Annotated in this window: 16 protein-coding genes; 11 read left to right on the forward strand and 5 right to left on the reverse strand. The window is 69.9% G+C overall.

Annotation, left to right across the window (positions count from 1 at the left end; genetic code table 11):
- Window positions 1-56: 56 nt before the first annotated feature.
- Complete coding sequence (locus IM778_RS01465) at window positions 57-3,866, forward strand: bifunctional proline dehydrogenase/L-glutamate gamma-semialdehyde dehydrogenase (RefSeq protein WP_194410334.1); 3,810 nt, start codon at window positions 57-59, stop codon at window positions 3,864-3,866.
- A 15-nt stretch (window positions 3,867-3,881) separates the two neighbouring features.
- Here IM778_RS01465 and IM778_RS01470 read toward each other — a convergent pair whose 3' ends face one another.
- Window positions 3,882-4,910: a LacI family DNA-binding transcriptional regulator gene (locus IM778_RS01470; RefSeq protein ID WP_237684668.1), complete on the reverse strand. Its 1,029-nt coding sequence runs from the start codon at window positions 4,908-4,910 to the stop codon at window positions 3,882-3,884.
- A gap of 312 nt (window positions 4,911-5,222) precedes the next feature.
- Between IM778_RS01470 and IM778_RS01475 the strand changes: the two genes are divergently transcribed.
- The 5 genes from IM778_RS01475 (at window position 5,223) to IM778_RS01495 (ending at window position 11,107) form a co-directional block, all read left to right on the forward strand.
- Window positions 5,223-6,587, forward strand: a complete 1,365-nt coding sequence (locus IM778_RS01475; protein WP_194410336.1) for an ABC transporter substrate-binding protein — start codon at window positions 5,223-5,225, stop codon at window positions 6,585-6,587.
- Window positions 6,588-6,658: 71 nt separating this feature from the next.
- Window positions 6,659-7,588 (forward strand): carbohydrate ABC transporter permease, encoded by a 930-nt coding sequence (locus tag IM778_RS01480; RefSeq protein WP_194410337.1) that lies wholly within the window; start codon window positions 6,659-6,661, stop codon window positions 7,586-7,588.
- The gene (locus tag IM778_RS01485; protein WP_228484683.1) at window positions 7,585-8,511 is read left to right on the forward strand and encodes a carbohydrate ABC transporter permease; all 927 of its coding nucleotides are present in this window, start codon (window positions 7,585-7,587) and stop codon (window positions 8,509-8,511) included. The genes IM778_RS01480 and IM778_RS01485 overlap by 4 nt, the downstream gene beginning before the upstream one ends.
- A 52-nt stretch (window positions 8,512-8,563) precedes the next feature.
- Window positions 8,564-10,075 carry an arabinosylfuranosidase ArfA gene (gene arfA, locus IM778_RS01490; RefSeq protein WP_194410338.1) on the forward strand — a complete coding sequence of 504 codons (1,512 nt, stop codon included), beginning with the start codon at window positions 8,564-8,566 and terminating at the stop codon, window positions 10,073-10,075.
- A 12-nt stretch (window positions 10,076-10,087) separates the two neighbouring features.
- On the forward strand, window positions 10,088-11,107 hold the full coding sequence (locus tag IM778_RS01495) for a LacI family DNA-binding transcriptional regulator (RefSeq protein WP_194410339.1): 1,020 nt from the start codon (window positions 10,088-10,090) through the stop codon (window positions 11,105-11,107).
- Between the two features lie 66 nt (window positions 11,108-11,173).
- Here the strand turns inward: IM778_RS01495 and IM778_RS01500 are convergent, their stop codons facing one another.
- The 3 genes from IM778_RS01500 to IM778_RS01510 form a co-directional block, all read right to left on the reverse strand.
- A complete protein-coding gene (locus tag IM778_RS01500; protein ID WP_228484684.1) occupies window positions 11,174-12,712 on the reverse strand; it encodes an alpha/beta hydrolase in 1,539 nt (512 codons plus the stop codon).
- Window positions 12,713-12,847: 135 nt separating this feature from the next.
- Window positions 12,848-13,693 carry a PIG-L deacetylase family protein gene (locus IM778_RS01505; protein WP_194410340.1) on the reverse strand — a complete coding sequence of 282 codons (846 nt, stop codon included), beginning with the start codon at window positions 13,691-13,693 and terminating at the stop codon, window positions 12,848-12,850.
- Window positions 13,694-13,810: 117 nt separating this feature from the next.
- A complete protein-coding gene (locus tag IM778_RS01510; protein WP_194410341.1) occupies window positions 13,811-14,521 on the reverse strand; it encodes a DUF4386 domain-containing protein in 711 nt (236 codons plus the stop codon).
- A 62-nt stretch (window positions 14,522-14,583) separates the two neighbouring features.
- Between IM778_RS01510 and IM778_RS01515 the strand changes: the two genes are divergently transcribed.
- The 5 genes from IM778_RS01515 (at window position 14,584) to rocD (ending at window position 18,773) form a co-directional block, all read left to right on the forward strand.
- Window positions 14,584-15,051 carry a hypothetical protein gene (locus tag IM778_RS01515; RefSeq protein ID WP_228484685.1) on the forward strand — a complete coding sequence of 156 codons (468 nt, stop codon included), beginning with the start codon at window positions 14,584-14,586 and terminating at the stop codon, window positions 15,049-15,051.
- Window positions 15,051-15,266, forward strand: a complete 216-nt coding sequence (locus tag IM778_RS01520) for a helix-turn-helix transcriptional regulator (protein WP_194410342.1) — start codon at window positions 15,051-15,053, stop codon at window positions 15,264-15,266. Before IM778_RS01515 ends, IM778_RS01520 begins: the two co-directional genes overlap by 1 nt.
- Window position 15,267: 1 nt before the next feature.
- Window positions 15,268-16,308: an NAD(P)-dependent alcohol dehydrogenase gene (locus IM778_RS01525; RefSeq protein WP_194410343.1), complete on the forward strand. Its 1,041-nt coding sequence runs from the start codon at window positions 15,268-15,270 to the stop codon at window positions 16,306-16,308.
- Between the two features lie 308 nt (window positions 16,309-16,616).
- Window positions 16,617-17,519, forward strand: coding sequence for a dimethylargininase (gene ddaH, locus IM778_RS01530; protein ID WP_194410344.1), 903 nt, complete (start codon window positions 16,617-16,619; stop codon window positions 17,517-17,519).
- A 12-nt stretch (window positions 17,520-17,531) separates the two neighbouring features.
- Entirely contained in the window at window positions 17,532-18,773 is a 1,242-nt protein-coding gene (gene rocD / locus IM778_RS01535; protein ID WP_194410345.1) for an ornithine--oxo-acid transaminase, read from the forward strand.
- A gap of 68 nt (window positions 18,774-18,841) precedes the next feature.
- Here the strand turns inward: rocD and IM778_RS01540 are convergent, their stop codons facing one another.
- Window positions 18,842-19,894, reverse strand: a complete 1,053-nt coding sequence (locus IM778_RS01540) for an NAD(P)-dependent alcohol dehydrogenase (RefSeq protein ID WP_228484686.1) — start codon at window positions 19,892-19,894, stop codon at window positions 18,842-18,844.
- Window positions 19,895-19,932: the final 38 nt, after the last annotated feature.

Raw genomic sequence — 19,932 nt, forward strand, 5'->3', positions numbered from 1 at the left:
GACCGCACGCGACGTGGATCCGGAGCCGGTGCCGCACGAGACCCTAGGCTGGGCTCATGGTGACCGACCCGTACCCGGGCGACACCGACCGCCCCGCTGCCGGTGATGCCCTCGCCGCCGAGGCGGTGGCGCTCGCAGAGCGCTGGATCGCCGAGAGCGCGGACGTCGATGTCGATCCAGCCGCCCAGCGCCTCGCTGACGTGCTCGAAGACCCGAACGGCCTGCCGTTCACGATCGGCTTCGTCGACGGCGTGATGCGTCCCGAGAGCCTCGCCGCCGCGGCGGCTCAGCTGCACCGCATCGCCCCGCTCGTGCCCGAGTTCCTGCCCTGGTACCTCCGCCGCGCCGTGCAGGTCGGCGGCGCGGTCGCACCCGTGCTGCCGACCCCGGTCGTGCCGATCGCGCGGCGCGCGCTGCGCGAGATGGTCGGCCACCTCATCGGCGACGCGCGGCCCGAGAAGCTCGGCCCGGCGCTCGCGGCGCTCCGCGAGGGCGGCGCGAGGCTCAACCTCAACCTCCTCGGCGAAGCGGTGCTGGGCGAGCGCGAGGCGCTGCGCCGGCTCGACGGCATCCACGAGCTCATCCGCCGGCCCGACGTCGACTACGTCTCGGTCAAGGTCTCCGCCATCGCCAGCCACATCTCGATGTGGGCATTCGACGAGACCGTCGAGAAGGTCGTCGAGCGACTGCTGCCCCTGTATCTCACTGCCGCCTCCGACCCGTCGGCAGGTTCAGGACAGGCTGGCTCGCAGAGCTCGCCGACCTTCATCAACCTCGACATGGAGGAGTACCGCGACCTCGACCTCACGATCGCCGTCTTCACGAAACTCCTGGAGGATCCGCGACTGCGGCAGCTCGAGGCGGGCATCGTGCTGCAGACGTATCTGCCGGATGCGCTGCCCGCCCTGCAGGAACTCACCGCGTGGGCCCGCGACCGTGTCGCGGCCGGCGGCGCGCGCATCAAGGTGCGGCTCGTCAAGGGCGCGAACCTCGCGATGGAGCGGGTGGACGCCGTGATGCACGGGTGGTCCACCGCCACGTACGACGCGAAGGTCGACACCGACGCCAACTACCTCCGCTGCCTGCGATTCGCGCTCCGGCCCGAGGTGACGCAGTCCCTGCGAGTCGGGGTCGCCGGGCACAACCTCTTCGACATCGCGTACGCGTGGCTCCTCGCAGGCGGCGCGTCGACCGGCTCGGCGACCGGGGGCGTCCGTGAGTCCGTCGAGTTCGAGATGCTGCTGGGCATGGCGCAGGGCCAGGTCGAGGTCGTCTCGCGCGAGGTCGGTCCGGTGCTGCTGTACGTGCCGGTGGTGCACCCCGACGAGTTCGACGTCGCGATCAGCTACCTGGTGCGACGCCTGGACGAGAACGCGTCCGACGAGAACTTCCTGTCTGCGGCATTCCGCCTCGCCGACGACCCGGCGCTCGTCGAGCGCGAGCGCGACCGGTTCCTCGCCTCGCTCGAGCGGGCCGACGACCCCGGCCTCGCGACCGGCCCTCGGCGCGTGCAGGACCGCACCGCCGCGCCGCCCGATTCACCGCGTGCCCGCGCTCGGCTGCTGCGGGCCGCGCCCGCCGAAGACGAGACCGGCGGGCTCACCCAGGCGGTGCTCGGGATCGCGCGGTCGGCGGCGAGCGAAGACACCGCGCCGCTGGCGCCGTCGGCTCCTGAGCAGATGTTCGCGGGCGAGGCGTTCGTCGAGACGGCGGTGTTCGCCCCGCGCGAGTCGGCGACCCGCGCGGCGGGTGCACCCGGGTTCCGCAACGCGCCCGACACCGATCCCGCCCTGCCCGGCAATCGCGCGTGGGCTCGAGGCATCCTGTCGCGCATCGAGACGTCGCGTGCCGGCGACGCGACGCTCGCCGCGGCGCGCGTGACCGACGAGGCGACGCTCGACGACATCGTGCGGCGGGTGACGGATGCTGCGGCCTCCTGGGGTGCGATGCCCGCGGCCGATCGTGCCGCGGTGCTGGCCGATGCGGCACGTGCCCTCGAGGCCCGGCGTGGCGAGCTGATCGAGGTTGCGGCGTCCGAGACCGGAAAGGTGTTCGCCGAGGCCGACATCGAGGTGAGCGAGGCCGTCGACTTCGCGAACTACTACGCCGCGACCGCGCGCGAGCTCGACCGCGTGAGCGGCGCCGTGTTCGAGCCGTCGCGGCTCACCGTGGTCACGCCGCCCTGGAACTTCCCCATCGCGATCCCGTCGGGCGGTGTGCTCGCCGCGCTCGCCGCAGGCTCGGGCGTCGTCTTCAAGCCGGCGCCGCAGGCGCGCCGCTGCGCCGCCGTCATCGCCGAAGCGCTGTGGGACGCCGGCGTCCCACGCGAGGTGCTCGCGCTGGTCGACGTCGACGAAAGCGGGCTCGGGCGGCAGCTCGTCACGCACCCGAGCGTGGACCGCGTCATCCTCACCGGGTCGTACGAGACCGCCGCGCTGTTCCGCTCGTGGCGACCCGACCTCGATCTGCACGCCGAGACCAGCGGCAAGAACGCGATCATCGTCATGCCCTCGGCCGACCTCGACCTCGCCGTCGCCGACCTCGTCAAGAGCGCGTTCAGCCATGCCGGGCAGAAGTGCTCGGCGGCGTCGCTCGCGATCCTCACCGGACCCGTCGGGCATTCGCGGCGCTTCGCCCGTCAGGTGGTGGATGCCGTCACCTCGTTGCGCGTCGGGCCGCCGTCCGATCCGCTGTCGGAGGTCGGTCCGGTGATCGAGCCGCCGCGCGGCAAGCTCCACTGGGCGCTCACGACGCTCGACCACGGCGAGCAGTGGCTCGTCGAGCCGCGGCCGGTGGATGCGGGGCCGGAGTACGCGGGCCGGCTCTGGACCCCCGGCATCCGCACCGGTGTGCAGCCGGGCTCGCGCTTCCACCGCGAGGAGTTCTTCGGGCCGGTGCTCGGCATCATGCACGCCTCGTCGCTGTCGCAGGCGATCGAGCTGCAGAACGCCGTCGACTACGGACTCACCGCCGGCCTGCACACGCAGAACCCCGACGATCTCGCGCTGTGGCTCGAGCGCGTCGAGGCGGGCAACCTCTACGTCAACCGCGGCATCACCGGCGCGATCGTGCAGCGGCAGCCCTTCGGCGGCTGGAAGCGGTCATCGGTCGGCGGCGGTGCGAAGGCCGGCGGACCCAACTACCTCACGGGGCTCGGGCGCTGGCGCGCCACGACCGGGGGAGCCGCGTCGACCTCGCTGCACCTGCGGGGTCTCGACTCGCGCATCTCGGCGGTCATCGAGGCGGCGCAGCCGTCGCTGGACTACGAGTCGTTCGAGTGGCTGCGCCGCGGCGCTCTGTCGGACGCCATCTCGTGGGACCGCGAGTTCGGCCGAGTCAAGGACGTCTCGCGACTGGGCATCGAACGCAATCTGTTCCGGTACCGGCCGGTGCCGTCCGTCGCTCTGCGGGCCACCGCCGACGCGACGTGGCCGGCGGTGCTGCGGGTGGTGGTCGCGGGCATCCGCGCCGGGTCGGCCACGTCGCTGAGCGCGCCGCTCGGCCTTCCGGCGGGTGTGCGCCGCGCCCTCGGCGACCAGGGCGTCGAGGTGTTCGTCGAGACCGACGAGCAGTGGCTCGACCGCATCGCCCGCCCCGCCGAACCCGAGGACCCGCTGCTCGCGCAGGCCGAGGCATCCCACGCCCGCCCGTCGCGCGTGCGGCTCATCGGGCCGCGCGCGAGCGTCGGCGCGCTGCGACGCTGGCTCTCGACCGCGATCGGCGGCGACCCCGACCTCGCGATCTTCGACGGCGACGTGACGACGGCCGGGCGCCTCGAGTTGCTGCCGTTCCTGCGCGAGCAGTCGGTCACGATCACCGCGCACCGCTACGGGCACCCCGACCCGTGGTCGGAGGACGTGATCTGACGCCGCGGGCCCGGGCTATTCGTCGTCGGCGCTCGTGAAGCCCGTCGACTCGCGCGCGACGATCCGGAAGGCGGGCTTGAAGGTCTCGGGCGGCCGCCGCTCGCCCTTCTCGTTGATCCGCTCGATGAGCCGGTCGACCGCGATCGCGGCGATCTCGTCGCGCCCCGGATCGACGGTGGTCATCGACGGCACCGAGTACTTGCCCTCGTCGATGTTGTCGAAGCCGATGACCGCGACGTCGTCGGGCACCGAGATGCCCTCCTCGCGGAGCGCGCGGAGCACGCCCAGGCCGAGCGTGTCGCTGAGCGCGAACACGGCATCGAAGGCGACGCCCTCGCGGACCATGAGATGGATCGCCGCCGCGCCGCCGGCGCGGTTCCAGCGCGACATCTCGGTGGGACGCACGAGGGTCGGGTCGAGCCCGATCCCCGCCTCCTCGAGGGCGCGCACGTAGCCTTTCAGCCGAAGGTTCGCAGAGCTCGGCTCCTGGCCGCCGTGCAGATCGGCGCCGACCAGCGCGATGCGCCGCCGGCCGATCGACAGCAGATGCTCGACGGCGGCCTGCGCGGACGACATGTTGTGCATCGTGACGTGGTCTGTCGGGCCGCCGAAGATCCGCTCGCCGAGGAGCACGAGCGGTCCATCGACCGCCAGTGCCGCGGCATCCTCCTGCCCGAGGCTGACCGGGCTGAACAGCAGGCCGTCGAGGAAACGGGGCCGGCTGCTCGCCACCGCCTGTAGCTCGGCATCGCGCTGTCCGCTGGTCTGCTCGACCATGACGCCCAGCCCACGCTTCTCAGCCGCCCGGATGACGGCATCGGCGAGCTCGGCGAAGTAGTTCTCGCGAAGCGAGGGGACGGCGAGCCCGATGACGCCGGTGCGCCCCGACCGCAGTCCGCGAGCCGAGAGGTTCGGGCGGTAGTCGAGCTGTTCGATCGCTTCGATCACGCGATCCCGCGTGCCCGGACGCACGTGCGGGTAGTCGTTGATGACGTTCGAGACCGTCTTGATCGAGACGCCCGCCACCCGGGCGACATCGTGCATCGTCGGTCCCATCGACGCTCCCGCTTTCCTGTGGATGTCTTACTCTACTGCGCGTCCGCCGCGCACACCGGGGACCACCGGTCGGCCCCCGCGATCGCACCTGGCGAACATACATCGTTGCAAACCGAACTTTCGAACTCGCCCCAGGAAATTTCGGGACGTACTTGACAGTGGCCTGCGCCGGTGGGAAAGTGTCAGCAAATGTTGTTCTACAACGTTGTAGACCGAACCGTACACAACCGCTTCCCGAGTGGTCCACGTCGGAACGGTCGCGCACCGACGAAGAAGTCCCGCAACCGAAAGGAAACTCCAGTGAAGACGAAGAACGTCCTTGCTGCGGTCACGACGCTCGCCATGCTCGGCGCTCTCGCCGCCTGCTCTCCCGGAGGCGACGGCGGCAATGCCGATGGCGATGGCGGCAACGCCGCGACGAACTGCACCAACACGATCCCCAAGGAAGACCTGCCGGTCGTCACCATGTGGGCTTGGTATCCGAACATGGAGCTCGTCGTCGACAACTTCAACGAGCAGAACGACGAGGTCCAGGTCTGCTGGACGAACGCCGGCGCCGGCGGTGACGCGTACGACAAGTTCCAGACCGCCATCTCGGCCGGCAGCGGCGCCCCCGACGTCATGATGGTCGAGGCCGACCGGATCGCCACCTTCCAGGCCCAGGACGCCCTCGTCGAGCTCAACGACCTCGGCTACGAGGACGTGAAGGACAACTTCAGCGAGGGCGCATGGAAGGACGTCTCTGTCGGTGACGGGATCTACGGCGCCCCGGTCGACGGCGGCCCCATGGGCATGATCTACCGCACCGACATCTTCGACGAGTACGGCATCACCCCGCCGACGACGTGGGCCGAGCTCGAAGAGACCGCGCAGGCGGTGAAGGATGCCGGAGGCCCGGTGTTCGCAAGCTTCGCCGCGAACCAGCCCGCGGAGGTCACCGCCCTGATGTACCAGAACGGCGCGCAGCCGTTCGAGTACGACCCCGCCAACGAGGGTGAGATCGGGATCGACCTCGACAGCGACGAGGTCAAGGAAGTCCTGGACTACTGGGCCGGCCTCGTCGAGAAGGGTCTTGTCGGCACGGAGGACCAGTTCACCCCCGAGTACATCGCCGGTGTGATCGGCGGCGACTACGCCACCTACCTCTCGGCTGCCTGGGCGCCCGGCTACCTGCAGGGCGCAGGCGTCGGCGAAGGCGCGGACGCCGGTGTGTGGGCGACCGCCCCGATGCCGCAGTGGGATCCGGACAACCCGATCGCGATCAACTGGGGCGGGTCCGCCTTCTCGGTGTCGAGCCAGGCGAGCAACCCTGAGCTCGCGGCCAAGGTGGCGTTCGGCGTCTACGCGGATCCGGCGTCGCTGGACGATGGCTGGCAGAACCAGATCATCTTCCCTCTGAACGTCAATGTGCTCGAGTCGCAGGAGTTCCTCGACTACGAGGTGCCCTTCTTCAGCGGCCAGCAGGCCAACAAGGAGGTGTACGTGCCGGCGGCCAACGCCTATGAAGGCATGACGTACACGCCGCTCGGACAGTTCTACTACTCCCAGCTCACCAAGGAGATCGCCCGGATCAACGACGGAGCCGCCACCGGCTCCGAGGCCGCGGACTCCCTGCAGGCGGCCGTCGTGGCCTACGCAGAGGAGCAGGGGTTCACCGTCAAGTGACCTGACACGCAGGGCCGGTCCGTGCTCGTGCGGGCCGGCCCTCGGTCATCCCTTCCAGATCCGGAGAAATCATGACCGCCTCAACAGCAAGCCCCCTGACGAAGAAGGGGCATCGTCGCTCGACCAATGCGCGGCAGAACCGCACCGGCTGGCTCTTCGTCGGGCCGTTCGCGATCGTCTTCCTCGCGTTCCTGGTGCTGCCGATCGGCTTCGCGCTCTACCTCAGCCTGTTCCAGAAGTCGCTGATCGGAGGCACGAGGTTCGTCCTCTTCGGCAACTACGCCAAGGCCTTCACCGACCCATCCTTCCTCGACGGGGTGTGGTTCGTCATCCGCTTCTCGCTCGTGCTCATCCCGCTTCAGATGGCGGTGTCGCTCGCGATCGCGCTGATGCTCGACATCGTCGTCACGCGGTTCGCACGGTTCTCGCGCCTGATGATCTTCATGCCGTACGCGATCCCGACCGTCATCGGCGCCCTGATGTGGGGGTTCCTCTACAGCGACAACTTCGGTCCGCTCGCGGAGCTCTTCGCAACTTTCGGCGCCACAGCCCCTGATTTCCTGAGTCGCGGGCTGATCTTCTACGGCCTTCTCAACATCGTCACGTGGCAATGGGCCGGCTACTACATGATCATCCTGTACGCCGCGCTGCAGGGGATCGACCCCACCCTGTACGAGGCGGCGCGCATCGACGGGGCGTCCCAGTGGCAGATCGTGCTGCGGATCAAGATCCCGCTGCTGGCTCCGGCCCTCCTGCTGATCCTGGTCTTCGCGCTCATCGGCACGCTGCAGTTCTTCAACGAGCCGAAGATCCTGCAGCAGCTCGCCGCCGGAGCCATCCCCGACGACTTCACCCCGAACATGTACGCGTACCAGCAGGCCTTCTCGCTGGCGAACTACAACTACGGCTCGGCGATCTCATTCGCGCTGGGTGCAGTGGTGTTCCTGTGCGTCTACATCTTCCTGTTCGCCACCCGCAAGCGAGGGAGCATCTTCTCATGAGCGTCACCCCCACCGAGCGCATCGTCACGCGCCGGACGCCGGGCAGCCAGATCGAGCGAAAGCGGACTCCGCGCCCGCGCGGGCGCGTCTCGCTGAACATCGTGCTGGCGCTGCTGATGATCTACTTCCTGGTCCCCTTCTGGTGGGTCATCGTGAACAGCTCGAAGAGTGCGGCCGGGCTGTTCGGAGGCACGAGCGCCCTCTGGTTCGCGCCCGACATCAACTACCTCGAGAATCTGGTCGACCTGTTCACCTATGGCGGCGGCATCTACGCGCGCTGGCTCGGGAACTCCGCCCTGTACGCCATCGCGGGCGGCATCGGCGCCACGGTGCTCGCGGTGCTCGCCGGGTACGGGTTCGCGAAGTACCGCTTCGCGGGGCGGAGAGCCTCCTTCGCGATCCTCCTCGGCGCCGTCATGGTGCCGACGACGGCGCTCGTCATCCCCACGTTCGTCCTGTTCGCACAGGTCGGCTGGACGAACACGATCTGGGCGGTGATCCTGCCCACGCTGCTCAACCCGTTCGGGGTGTACCTCATGAACGTCTACGCCCGGGACTCGGTGCCCGACGAGCTCCTGGATGCCGCGCGGGTGGACGGCGCGGGGGAGTTCCGGACGTTCCTGCAGGTCGCGCTGCCGCTGCTGCGCCCCGCGATCGTGACGGTGCTGCTCCTGTCGACCGTCGCGTCGTGGAACAACTACTTCCTTCCGCTCGTGATGCTCTCCGACAACAGGCTCTTCCCCGTGACCGTCGGCATCGGGCTGTGGCAGTCCACCGCGTCGACGTACGGCGCCGCAGGCGGACAGAGCCTGTGGAGCATCATCATCCTGGGCTCGCTCGTCTCGGTGATCCCGCTGATCATCGCCTTCCTCGCACTGCAGAAGTACTGGCAGGGCGGGCTGTCGATCGGAAGCCTCAAGTGAGCCGGCTCCCCGCGCCACCTCGCCCCCGTTCCGCCTGCCCTGGAAGAGAAGAATGATCCACGCACACCTCACCATCGACCCGCACTTCGAGGTCGGTCCCATCCACCGGCGCCTCTTCGGCTCGTTCGTCGAGCACCTGGGCCGCTGCGTGTACGACGGCATCTACGAGCCGTCGCACCCGACCGCCGACGAGCACGGGTTCCGTGGTGACGTCGTGGAGCTGGTCAGGGAGCTGGGCGTCTCGACCATCCGGTACCCCGGCGGCAACTTCGTGTCGGGGTACCGCTGGGAGGACGGCGTCGGCCCGCGTGAGAAGCGGCCTCGGCGGCTGGATCTCGCGTGGCACTCCACCGAGACGAACGAGATCGGGCTCGACGAGTTCGCGACGTGGCTGGAGAAGGTCGGCGGCGAGCTGATGTACGCGGTCAACCTCGGAACCCGCGGCGTGCTGGAAGCGCTCGACGTGCTGGAGTACGCCAACCACCGATCCGGCACGCACTGGTCCGATCAGCGCATCGCCAACGGGCATCCCGAGCCCCACGGCATCCGGATGTGGTGCCTCGGCAACGAGATGGACGGACCGTGGCAGCTGGGTCACAGCACGGCCGAGCAGTACGCGCAGCTCGCGGCGGCCACGGCGAGCGCCATGCGGCAGATCGACCCCGATCTGGAGCTCGTGGTGTGCGGCAGCTCGAGCGCCCAGATGCCGACGTTCGGCGAGTGGGAACGCGTCGTCCTCGAGCAGACGTACGACGAGGTCGACTTCATCTCGTGCCACGCCTACTACGAGCCCCAGGGCGAGGATTACGCGAGCTTCCTGGCATCCGCGGTCAACATGGACCGCTTCATCGAGGCCGTCGTGGCCACCGCCGACCATGTCAAGGCCGTCCGTGGCAGTGACAAGACCATCAACATCTCGTTCGACGAGTGGAACGTCTGGTACCAGTCCCGCTACCAGGAGGTCGAACGCATCACGGATGTCGAGACCTGGCCCGTCGCGCCTCGCCTGCTCGAGGACTCGTACTCGGTTCTGGATGCGGTCGTCTTCGGCAACCTGATGATCTCGCTCATCCGCCACGCAGACCGCGTGACGGCGGCGAGCCTCGCTCAGCTCGTGAACGTGATCGCGCCGATCATGACCGAGCCCGGCGGGCCCGCGTGGCGCCAGACCACCTTCTTCCCGTTCTCGCTGACCGCGACGCTGGCACGGGATGTCGCGCTCGAGCTGAAGCTGGACAGCCCGACCTACGACAGTCAGCTCTACGGCACCGTTCCGATCGTCGACGCCGTGGCCACGCACGACGGCAACGGCGGCGGGACCACCGTGTTCGCCGTGAACCGGAGTCTCACCGAGGAGGTGACGCTCGAGATCGACACGCTCGCCCTCGGCGGCGTCTCGCGCGCGGAGGCGACGTCCCTTTTCGACGACGACATCCACGCGGCGAACACGCTCGAAGACCCGGACCGCGTGCGACCGAAGGAGAACACGTCGGTCGAACTCGGCGAGGGGACCGTTCGCATCACCCTTCCGCCGGTGTCGTGGACGGTGCTGACGCTCGAGTGAGTCGGGGGCGACATGGCTCGCATCCAGCGGGTGACGCTCAAGGAGATCGCCGCCCAGACCGGGGTGTCGATGACGACGATCTCGAAGGTGCTCAACGGCGCGCCGGACGTCTCATCCGCGACGCGGGCTCTGGTCGAGGACCGGCTGCGCGAGAGCGGCTACCGGCGACGCAAGAGCAGGAAGCGGCCCGAGTACATCGAGGTCGTCCTCCACGAGCTCGACGGCGACTGGGCACTGGCGATCATCGAGGGCGTCCGCGAGAGCGCGGCCGGAGCCGGACTCGCGATCTCGCTCTCGGTGACCGGCGATCGGCGCGCTCCCGGGCCTGAGTGGCTGGACTCCGTCGTCCGCCGCGGGCCGACGGGCATCATCCTGCTCTTCGCCGGCATCTCGCCCGAGCAGCGCGCGATGCTCGACGCCCGCGGCATCCCCTTCGTGATCATCGACCCCGCCGGCGACCCGGCACCCGGGATCCCCTCGGTGGGATCGGCGAACTGGTCGGGCGGCGTCGCCGCCACGCGGCACCTGCTCGAGCTCGGCCATCGCCGCATCGCGGCGATCACGGGGCCCGAGGACGTCATGTGCTCGCTCGCGCGGCTCGATGGGTACCGGGCCGCGATGACATCGGCAGGACTGCGGATCGAGCCGGGCTGGGTACGGTACGGGGACTTCCGGCGCGCCGGCGGGGAACGGCATGCACGCGCCCTCCTGCAGTTGCCCGATCCGCCGACGGCCGTCTTCGCGGGGAACGATCTGCAGGCGATCGGCGTGCTTCATGCCGCCCGGGCCATGGGCGTCGATGTCCCGCGCGACCTGTCGGTCGTCGGGTTCGACGACCTCGCGGTCGCCGAGCTCGCCAGCCCGCGGCTGTCGACGGTGCATCAGCCGCTGCGCGAGATGGCGGAGCAGGCCACCCGGATCGTGCTTCAGCTCCTCGAGGACGTGCCGCCTCAGGTCACCCGGATCGAACTGGCCACGCGCTTGGTGGTGCGGGATTCCACCGCGCGCCCGGGTCGGCTCGTCGCCGTCTGACCCTGCGGGCGCAAAAGAAGGATGGGCTGCCGGCGAGGAGATGCCGGCAGCCCATCCTTCGGTCGACTACAGCCAGTACCCGACGTTGAAGAGGATCTTCTCCGCGGTCTGGACCAGGCTCGCCGACTGCTCCGCTGACAGCTTGCCGGCGCTCTGGAGTTCGCCGACCTGTGCGACGAATCCGTTGAGGATCTCGACGGCGCCGCTGTTGTCGCCCTTCGCCACGAGCTTGAGCGCCTGGTCGAGCTTCACCGTGAGCGCCTTGGCGTTGCCCGAGTTGAGGCTCGCGGCCGCGACGCCCGCCTTGATCGTGTTGATCTCATCGGCGATGAAGGCCTCGGGGTGCCAGAGGTAGTCCCGCGCCCAGATCGTGAACAGCTGGTTCCAGGCGTTGAAGTCGTGCGCGCCCGCGACGACCGAGTTCTCGATGAATCCGACCTCGTCGAGCGCCGCGACCTGACCGGCGTTGGGCAGACCGAAGTCCCAGGCCCCGCCGCCGAAGAGGATGTACGGCACCGCGAGGTTGGGCGTCGCCGCGTTGACGCGCACGCCGCCGCTCCACGGGCCGAAGTAGCCGAACGCGGTGGGGTCGTAGTTGATGAGGTTCATCGTGACGAACCCGCCCGCCGACAGGCCGGCGAACGCGCGATCCGTCGGGTGGGCCGACACGTTGTAGTTGGCCTCGACGAACGGGAGGACGATGTCCCGCAGGTTGGGGTAACCCTGATTGGCGGCTCCCAGGTAGTTGGTGTTCGTGGTGATCACGACCGCCGGCTCGGTGGTGCCGTCGTGGAGCAGGTTGTCCATGATGACGGGGACGTCGCCCATGTTCATCCAGTCCGACTGGTCCTGACCGCCGCCGTGCTGCATGTAGATCGTCTTGTACGGCTCAGCGCGGTTCGAGTCGTACCCGGGCGGCAGGTACACGCCGACCGTCCGCTCGGCGGCGCCGATCTGGATCGGCACATAGCTCCACGTGCCCTTCGGCGAGTCGGGACGCGGGTTCTCGATCTCGCGCGCGGCCAGCGGGGCGTAGTTCTGCTTCACCGGGTCGTAGGGGACGTGCACCTTGTTGAACGCGCGTCGTGCCGTGCCGGTGAGGCCGTCGGGCGCGAAGATCGGCGAGTTCGCCGGGTCGGCCACCCACAGGCTCGTGTTGTTGTTGACGTAGAACCAGTACTGGTTGGCGCCTGCCGCCAACGGCACGTCGGTGACCCAGTAGCCGTCGGCGACCTCGGTCATCTCCACGTCGTACGCGCCGCCGCCCCGCATGAGGCCGGGACGGTAGTCCCACGGGCTGTAGACGGTCGGGTCGCTGCGATCCTCCCAGTTGCGCAGCATGATGTCGCCGACGAAGCGCACGCTCGTCGCGGTGGGGTTGTAGTAGACGAAGTGCCCGGTGTAGCCGGTCGGCGAGTCCGGGTCGGCGACGACGGTGGGTCCGGGCGTCAGGTCCACGTCCTCGGCCTGCGCCGCGACGGGCGCCGTGCTGAGGACCATCGCCAGGGCGAGGCCCATCGCCGCGAAGGGCTTCGCGAGCCGGTTGCGGCGACCGGTCCCGTCAGTGCCGGCGGTGTCTTCACTGGACAGTTGCAGAGCTCTCATCACATTTCCTCCTTGAAATAGTCGTTGAGTGCCCCAAGGGGGGTCGACGTCGCCAGGCTAGCCACGGTTTACGACGTTGTAAAGAGGTGATTTACGACGTTGTAAACCCGGATGCCGCGGCCCGCGGCATCCGGGTCATCCCAGCGGGTCGGCAGTCAGGTCTCGCACGTGATAGAACTCCTGGTCCCACAGCAGGTACACGAGCCACGCGGGCAGGAGGTACGCGGACTGGAGGTAGTCCTCCTGCGAGGCGTGGATCCGCCAGCCCTCCATCTTCTTGCCGGTCTCGGCCGACATCGCGTACTCGGGGTCGGGCTGGTTCTCGACCACGAGCCGCCCCTGCTCGCCGCCGAAGATCTCGAGCGCCGTCGTCGGGCTGATCGTGTACACGAGGTGGTCCGGTCCGCGATACGCGCCGCCCTCCTCGGCGAGCCGGGCGATCGCGAGCTCGGTCACCCGGCCCATCTCCATGTGGTCGAGGTGGCCCGTGGCGCCGGATTCCGGCCAGAAGCCCACGACGATGTCGGGCTTCACGCGCTTCATCGTGTCGACGAGCCGCTCGACCAGTTCGTCCTCGTCGGCCTCGGGCACGCCGCCGTCGGGGTAGTCCCACACCTCGTGCTCGTCGACGCCGAGGGCGAAGCTGTTCTTGAGTGCCTCGGCCTCGCGGACGACGCCGAGGTCTTCCTGTCGGGCCACGACGGGGACCTGGTGCCCCGCTTCGCCGCGCGTCGCGGTGATCATCGCGGTATAGGCGCCGTCGCGCGTCTTCGCGCGCCAGAACAGTCCGTTCACGGTCTGCTCGTCGTCCGGATGCGCGAACACCCCCAGCACCCGCTCGCCCTCGAGTTCGCCGATGACCGAGTCGACGCCTCTCGCGGTCGGCATGTGGAAGAGGCTGCGGCCCGCCCAGTACAGGCCGACGACGGCGACGACCAGGACGGCCGCCACGACGATGAGCGCGATCCAGCGTTTGCGCATGAAGACTCCGTTGTGTTCGTGAGCCCCGGCGGCGTGCGGCCCTCCGGGTGGGCCGTGCGATCGATGCCGGCGGTCGAGGCATCCTAAACCGAATGTCGTTCTGGATACGATTCGACGTCAGCGCGCGGTGGCTGCCGCCGCCGGCGCGGCGACGGAGGAGGTCGGCACTGGCCGGATGCCGCGGATCAGCAGGTATCCGATCATCCAGAACTCGGCGACCGTCGCGGGCAGGGGCATGCCGTCGACGAGCCACACCGGAGCGCCCGCCCAGCCGACGCCGATCACCGTGCCGGCGATGTAGCCGGCACCGCCGACGAGGAGCAGCCAGCCCAGCAGCCGAGGCATCCGCGACGTGGACAGGACGTAGGCACCCATCGGGATCAGCCAGAGCCCGAAGAACAGACCGCCCGCAGTCCAGAACGCTTGCGAGGCCTGGAGGAGGAGTGCGACCGTGGCCGGGGCGCTCGCGCGGACGACTGCACCCTCGGCGACGCCGACCGCGGTGATCATCATGGCGGCGCTGCCGAGGATCGCTGCCGCATTCGCCATGCCGAACGTCGCGACGCCGTACGCGGCGGCCGGGCGGTCGTGGCGGAACAGGGCGTAGAACCCGAGTGCGGCCAGCGCCTGCGCGGCCACGACCCCGAGCTCGAGCACGATCCAGAGATGCGCGAGCGCGCCGTTCGCCTGCAGTGCGGCGAGGGTCGCGTCGGCATCGCCCTCGATGTACAGCTGCGGCCGGAGGAGGAGGAAGCCGCCCATGCCGAAGACGGCGAGGGCGAGGTACGCGGCGCCGGTCCAGCGTGCGGTGCGGGTGAGGGTGTTCATCGGATGCTCCTTCGTGTGTAAAAGATTCTTGACACCGCACGCTACGGCGGGCTACCGTTTTCATGTCAAGAATCTTTTACTCGGGGAGAATCGCCGTGGTCTACGAGGAACGCAACATCTGGTCGAGCCTGATCGTCACGATCGTCGCGATGACCGTGTACGTCATGGTCGTGCTGCAGCAGGCGGCCGGCGGGCCGCTGACCGAGGTCGACTGGCCGCCCATCATGCTGTGGACGATCCTGGGCAGCATCGGGGCGAGCATCCTCGTCAGCATCCTGTGGGGGATGTTCGCGGGCTTGCGGGATCCCGACGAGGTCGGCAAGTCCGACCAGCGCGACCGCGACATCGCCCACATGTCGACGCGCGTCGGCCAGGCGTTCATCACCATCGCCGGCCTCGGCGTCATCGTGCTGTGCGCGTTCGAGGTGGACTGGTTCTGGATCGCGAACGCGATGTTCTTCGGCTTCGCCGTCTCGTTCACCGTCGGCGGGATCGCGAGCGTCATCGCCTATCGCCGCGGGCTCGTCTGATGGTCAAGCCCACCAAGGTCACCAACTCCGTCCGTGCCGTCCGCGAGGCGGCCGGCATGACGCAGGCCGAGCTCGCCCGGCAGGTCGGCGTCACCCGTCAGACGCTCATCGCCATCGAGCAGGGCCGGTACTCGCCCTCGCTCGAGCTCGCCTTCCAGATCGCCCGCGCCTTCGGCGTGGGTCTCGACGACCTCTTCGCCTACCCGGAGGACTGACATGACCACTCACGAGAACGACACGACGGCGGTCACCGCGGTGCCCGCCACGATGACGGCCTGGCGGCAGCTGGCCTACGGCGGCCCGGATGCCGTCACCGCGACCCGCCTCGACGTGCCGCGGCCCGGTCGCGGCGAGGTGCTGCTGCGCGTGCGGGCGACCGCACTCAACAGCGGCGACATCCACGTGATGCGCGGCGAGCCCCGGGCGGTGCGACTCGCGTTCGGGCTGCGGCGCCCGCGCGTCGCGGTGCGCGGAATGGACGTCGCCGGCACGGTCGTGTCGGTCGGCGACGAGGTGACGGCCTTCGCGGTCGGTGACGAGGTCGTCGGCGAACTGCCCGGCGGCGGGCTCGCCGAGTACGTCGCGACGCCCGCGGCGAAGCTCACCGCCCGCCCGGAGTCGGTCGATCCCGTGACCGCCGCGGCACTCCCGGTCGCCGGCGGCACGGCCTGGCTCGCTCTCGAGAAGGCGGGGATCACGCCGGACTCCGCGCCGGGCCGGCGCGTTCTCGTGATCGGCGCCTCCGGAGGCGTGGGCACGTTCACCGTCGCGCTCGCCGCCCTGCGCGGCGCCGAAGTGTGGGCGCTCGCGGGGGCCCGCAGCCGCACCGCGGTCGAAGGCCTCGGCGCGACGCGTGTGCTCGACTACCGAGAGGTGCAGCCGGGTTCGGACGAACTTCCCGACGGAACGTTCGACGCCGTCATCGACATCGCGGGGGAGCCGCCCCTCGCCGCCCTGCAGAGGCTCGTTCGCGACGGCGGCCGGATCGCGCTCGTCGGCGGCGAAGGCGGCAGCATCCTGGGACCGATGCGCCGCATCCTCGGCGGTGCGCTGCGCTCGATCGGATCCACGCGGCGCTTCGTCCCCGTCGTCGCGACGACCACGGCCGCCCTGACCGGCGAGCTGATCGCCCTGGCGGCCGCGGGGGACCTCGCGCCTCTCATCGAGCGCACCTGGCCGCTGTCGCAGGCCGGCGACGCGATCGCGCACGTCGACGCCGGCCACACCCTCGGCAAGGTCGTGGTGGTCGCCGGCTGAGGCTGCGGCATCCGTCGTCTTCGTCGCCGGGAGTGCGAAAGGCTGGGCGTGCGAAAACACGGGTCGGTCACGCGCCGACGACGGATGCCGCGGCCCGGCGTGTCGCGTGACCGACTGGTGTTTTCGCAGCACGGCGAGAGCGCACGCACTGCCGTTCCCAGGCCACGCTCAGCGTCCGTGAGAGAATGGGTGGCGGCGTGCCCGGACCGCCCTTCGACCAGCAGAGGACCGATGCAGCAGCTCGGCCCCAGCGCATCGGAGCCGCCGGGCCTCTGGACAGCGTCCGCCGCACCTTCGCAAGGAGACAGATGTCCACGCACGACACCGCGCCGGCCCCTTCGACGAACTCAGCGGTCGAGGTGAGCACCGAGGCCCCGGCCACCCGCATCCAGCAGCACCGCCGCTACCTCATGTGCCGCCCCGAGCACTTCACGGTGAGCTACAAGATCAACCCCTGGATGGAGCCGGCGAACCCGACCGACACGGCGCTCGCCGTGCAGCAGTGGCAGGCGCTCTACGACACCTACCTCGAGCTCGGCCACGAGGTGCACCTGATCGACCCGATCGAGGGCCTGCCCGACATGGTCTACACCGCCAACGGCGGCTTCATCATCGACGGCGTGGCCTACGGCGCGAAGTTCCGCTTCCAGGAGCGCGTGCCCGAGGGGCCTGCGTTCATGGAGTGGTTCCGCGCGAACGGCTTCGAGGTCGTCGATCCGGTCGAGGTCAACGAGGGCGAGGGCGACTTCCTCCTCGTCGGCGACACGATCCTCGCCGGCACCGGCTTCCGCTCGACCGGCGACAGCCACCGCGAGCTCGCCGACGTGTTCGGCAAGGAGGTCGTGAGCCTGAACCTGGTCGACCCCCGCTTCTACCACCTCGACACCGCGATCTCGGTGCTCGACCCGATCCAGGGCCCCGGCGGCGTCGACCGCGCCAACATCGCCTACCTCCCCGGCGCCTTCGACGAGCGCAGCCAGTCGATCCTCGCCGAGCGCTACCCCGACGCGATCCGTGTCGCCGACGCCGACGGAGCCGTGTTCGGCCTCAACTCGGCCAGCGACGGACTCAACGTCATCATCTCGCCGCGCGCGAAGGGCTTCGAGGCGCAGCTGCGCGAGCGCGGCTACAACCCGGTGCTCGTCGACCTGTCGGAGCTGCTGCTCGGCGGCGGCGGCATCAAGTGCTGCACGCTCGAGCTGCGGCGCTGAGAGAAGGACCACATGACCTCGGTCTCCCCGTTCCTGAGCCCGTCGAAGGACGACACCGCCATCGCCCGCATCATCGCGGACGAAGGCGAGCACGTCGCGCACAACTACCACCCGCTTCCGGTCGTCATCTCGCGCGGTGAAGGCGCGTGGGTGACGGATGTCGAGGGCAAGCGTTACCTCGACCTGCTGTCGGCGTACTCCGCGTTGAACTTCGGGCACGGGCATCCGGCTCTCCTCGCCGCCGCGCAGGAGCAGCTGAACCGCCTCACGCTCACCAGCCGCGCGTACCACAACGACCGTCTGGGTCCGTTCGCCGCGGCGCTGGCCGAGCTGTGCGGCAAGGAGCTCGTGCTGCCGATGAACACCGGCGCCGAGGCCGTCGAGACGGGAATCAAGGTCGCGCGCGCGTGGGGTTACCGCACGAAGGGGATCGCCCCGGATGCCGCGACCATCGTCGTCGCGCACGGCAACTTCCACGGCCGCACGACCACGATCGTGGGCTTCAGCGACGACCCGGACGCGCGGGGCGACTTCGGGCCGTTCGCGCCCGGGTTCGTGCCGGTGCCGTTCGGCGACGCGTCCGCCATCGAGGCGGCGATCACCCCCGAGACGGCGGCGGTCCTCATCGAGCCGATCCAGGGCGAGGCCGGCGTGGTCCTCCCGCCCGACGGGTACCTGCGCGCGGTGCGCGAGATCTGCACGAAGCACGGCGTCCTGTTCATCGCCGACGAGATCCAGTCCGGCCTCGGCCGCGTCGGCGAGACGTTCGCATGCGACCGCGAGGGCGTGGTTCCCGACGTGTACCTGCTCGGCAAGGCGCTGGGCGGCGGCATCCTCCCCGTCTCGGCCGTCGTCGCGGACCGCGACGTGCTGGGCGTCATCCGCCCCGGCGAGCACGGCTCGACGTTCGGCGGAAACCCGCTCGCGGCGGCCGTCGGGCTGCGGGTCGTCGAGATGCTGCAGTCGGGCGAGTTCCAGCGTCGCGCGAAGCTGCTGGGCGAGCACCTCGAGGCGAAGCTCGGCGAGCTCGTCGGCCACGGCGTGACGGGGGTGCGCGCGGCGGGGCTGTGGGCGGGCGTCGACATCGACCCGGCCGTGGGGACCGGCCGCGACGTCGCCGAGCGGCTCATCGCGCGCGGCGTGCTCGTGAAAGACACCCACGGCCAGACGATCCGCATCGCGCCGCCGCTCGTGGTGCGCGGGACCGAGCTGGACTGGGCGATCGAGCAGCTGCGGGTGGTGCTCGCGGGCTGACCCGGGGCGCGGGCCCTACCCGCACCGCCGAGGCGGCCGCGGCCGGCGGCAGCGGGCGCGGGCCCGCGTCAGGCCCGGGTGGGAACGACCACGGACTTGATCGTCGACGGGTCCGCGGTGGACTCCAGGGCCTCGCGCACCTGACCCAGGCCGAACGTGCCGGTGACCATCCGGTCCAGGTCGACTCGACCGGCCGCGACGAGCGAGATCGCCGTCGGCCACGTGTTGGCGTAGCGGAAGACGCCGGTCACGACGAGCTCCTTGTTCTGGATCGCGGTGATCGGCAGCGGCACCTCGGGCAGTCCCATGCCGACGAGCACCGCTCGTCCGGCGGGCCGGAGTGCCCGGATCCCGGCGCGAACAGCCGAAGCCGCGCCCGATGCGTCGGCGAACGAGTCGACGCCGGCCACGAGCGTCTCGAAGTCGGGGCTGCTCGGGTCCACCACGGATGTCGCCCCGAACGACAGCGCGGCCGCGCGTCGATCGTCGGCGATGTCCGACACGATGACTTCGGCGGCGCCGTACGCGCGCGCCACCTGTGCGATCGCGATGCCCACAGGCCCGGCCCCCGTTACGAGGACCCGATCGCCGGGTGAGAACCGCGCCTTGCGCGCTGTCGCGATCGCGACCGAGAGCGGCTCCATGAGCGCCGCGGCGTGGTCGCTCACGCTGTCGGGGATCGCGTGCGCGAAGTGGCTCTGGATCGTCACGTACTCCTGAAACGCGCCGTCGGTTCCCGGCACGGCGTAGAACTCCATGTGGGGGTCGAGGTTGTAGTCGCCGCGCAGCGTCTCGGCCGACGTGGTCGACGGATGCTGCGGCTCGATCGAGACACGCTCACCGATCCGCTCACGACTCACATCGTCGCCGACCGCGACGATCGTCCCGCCCGACTCGTGCCCGAGCACCAGCGGCTCCGAGACCACCCAGTCGCCCAGATGGCCGTCCTTGTAGAAGTGCACGTCGCTGCCGCACACCCCGACCGCGGTCACGCGGACGAGCACCTCATCGGCTCGGGGCGCCGGCACGGGGCGCCTCTCCAGCACGATCTCGCCGGCACGGACGAGCACGGCCGCCGTCATGCCGACTGACTCCGTCGACGCGTCCCGGGGTGTGCTCATGTGGGTCTCCTTCGATCCGGATTGACATGCATATGTGA

The organism is Microbacterium cremeum (assembly GCF_015277855.1).
GTDB lineage: Bacteria > Actinomycetota > Actinomycetes > Actinomycetales > Microbacteriaceae > Microbacterium > Microbacterium cremeum.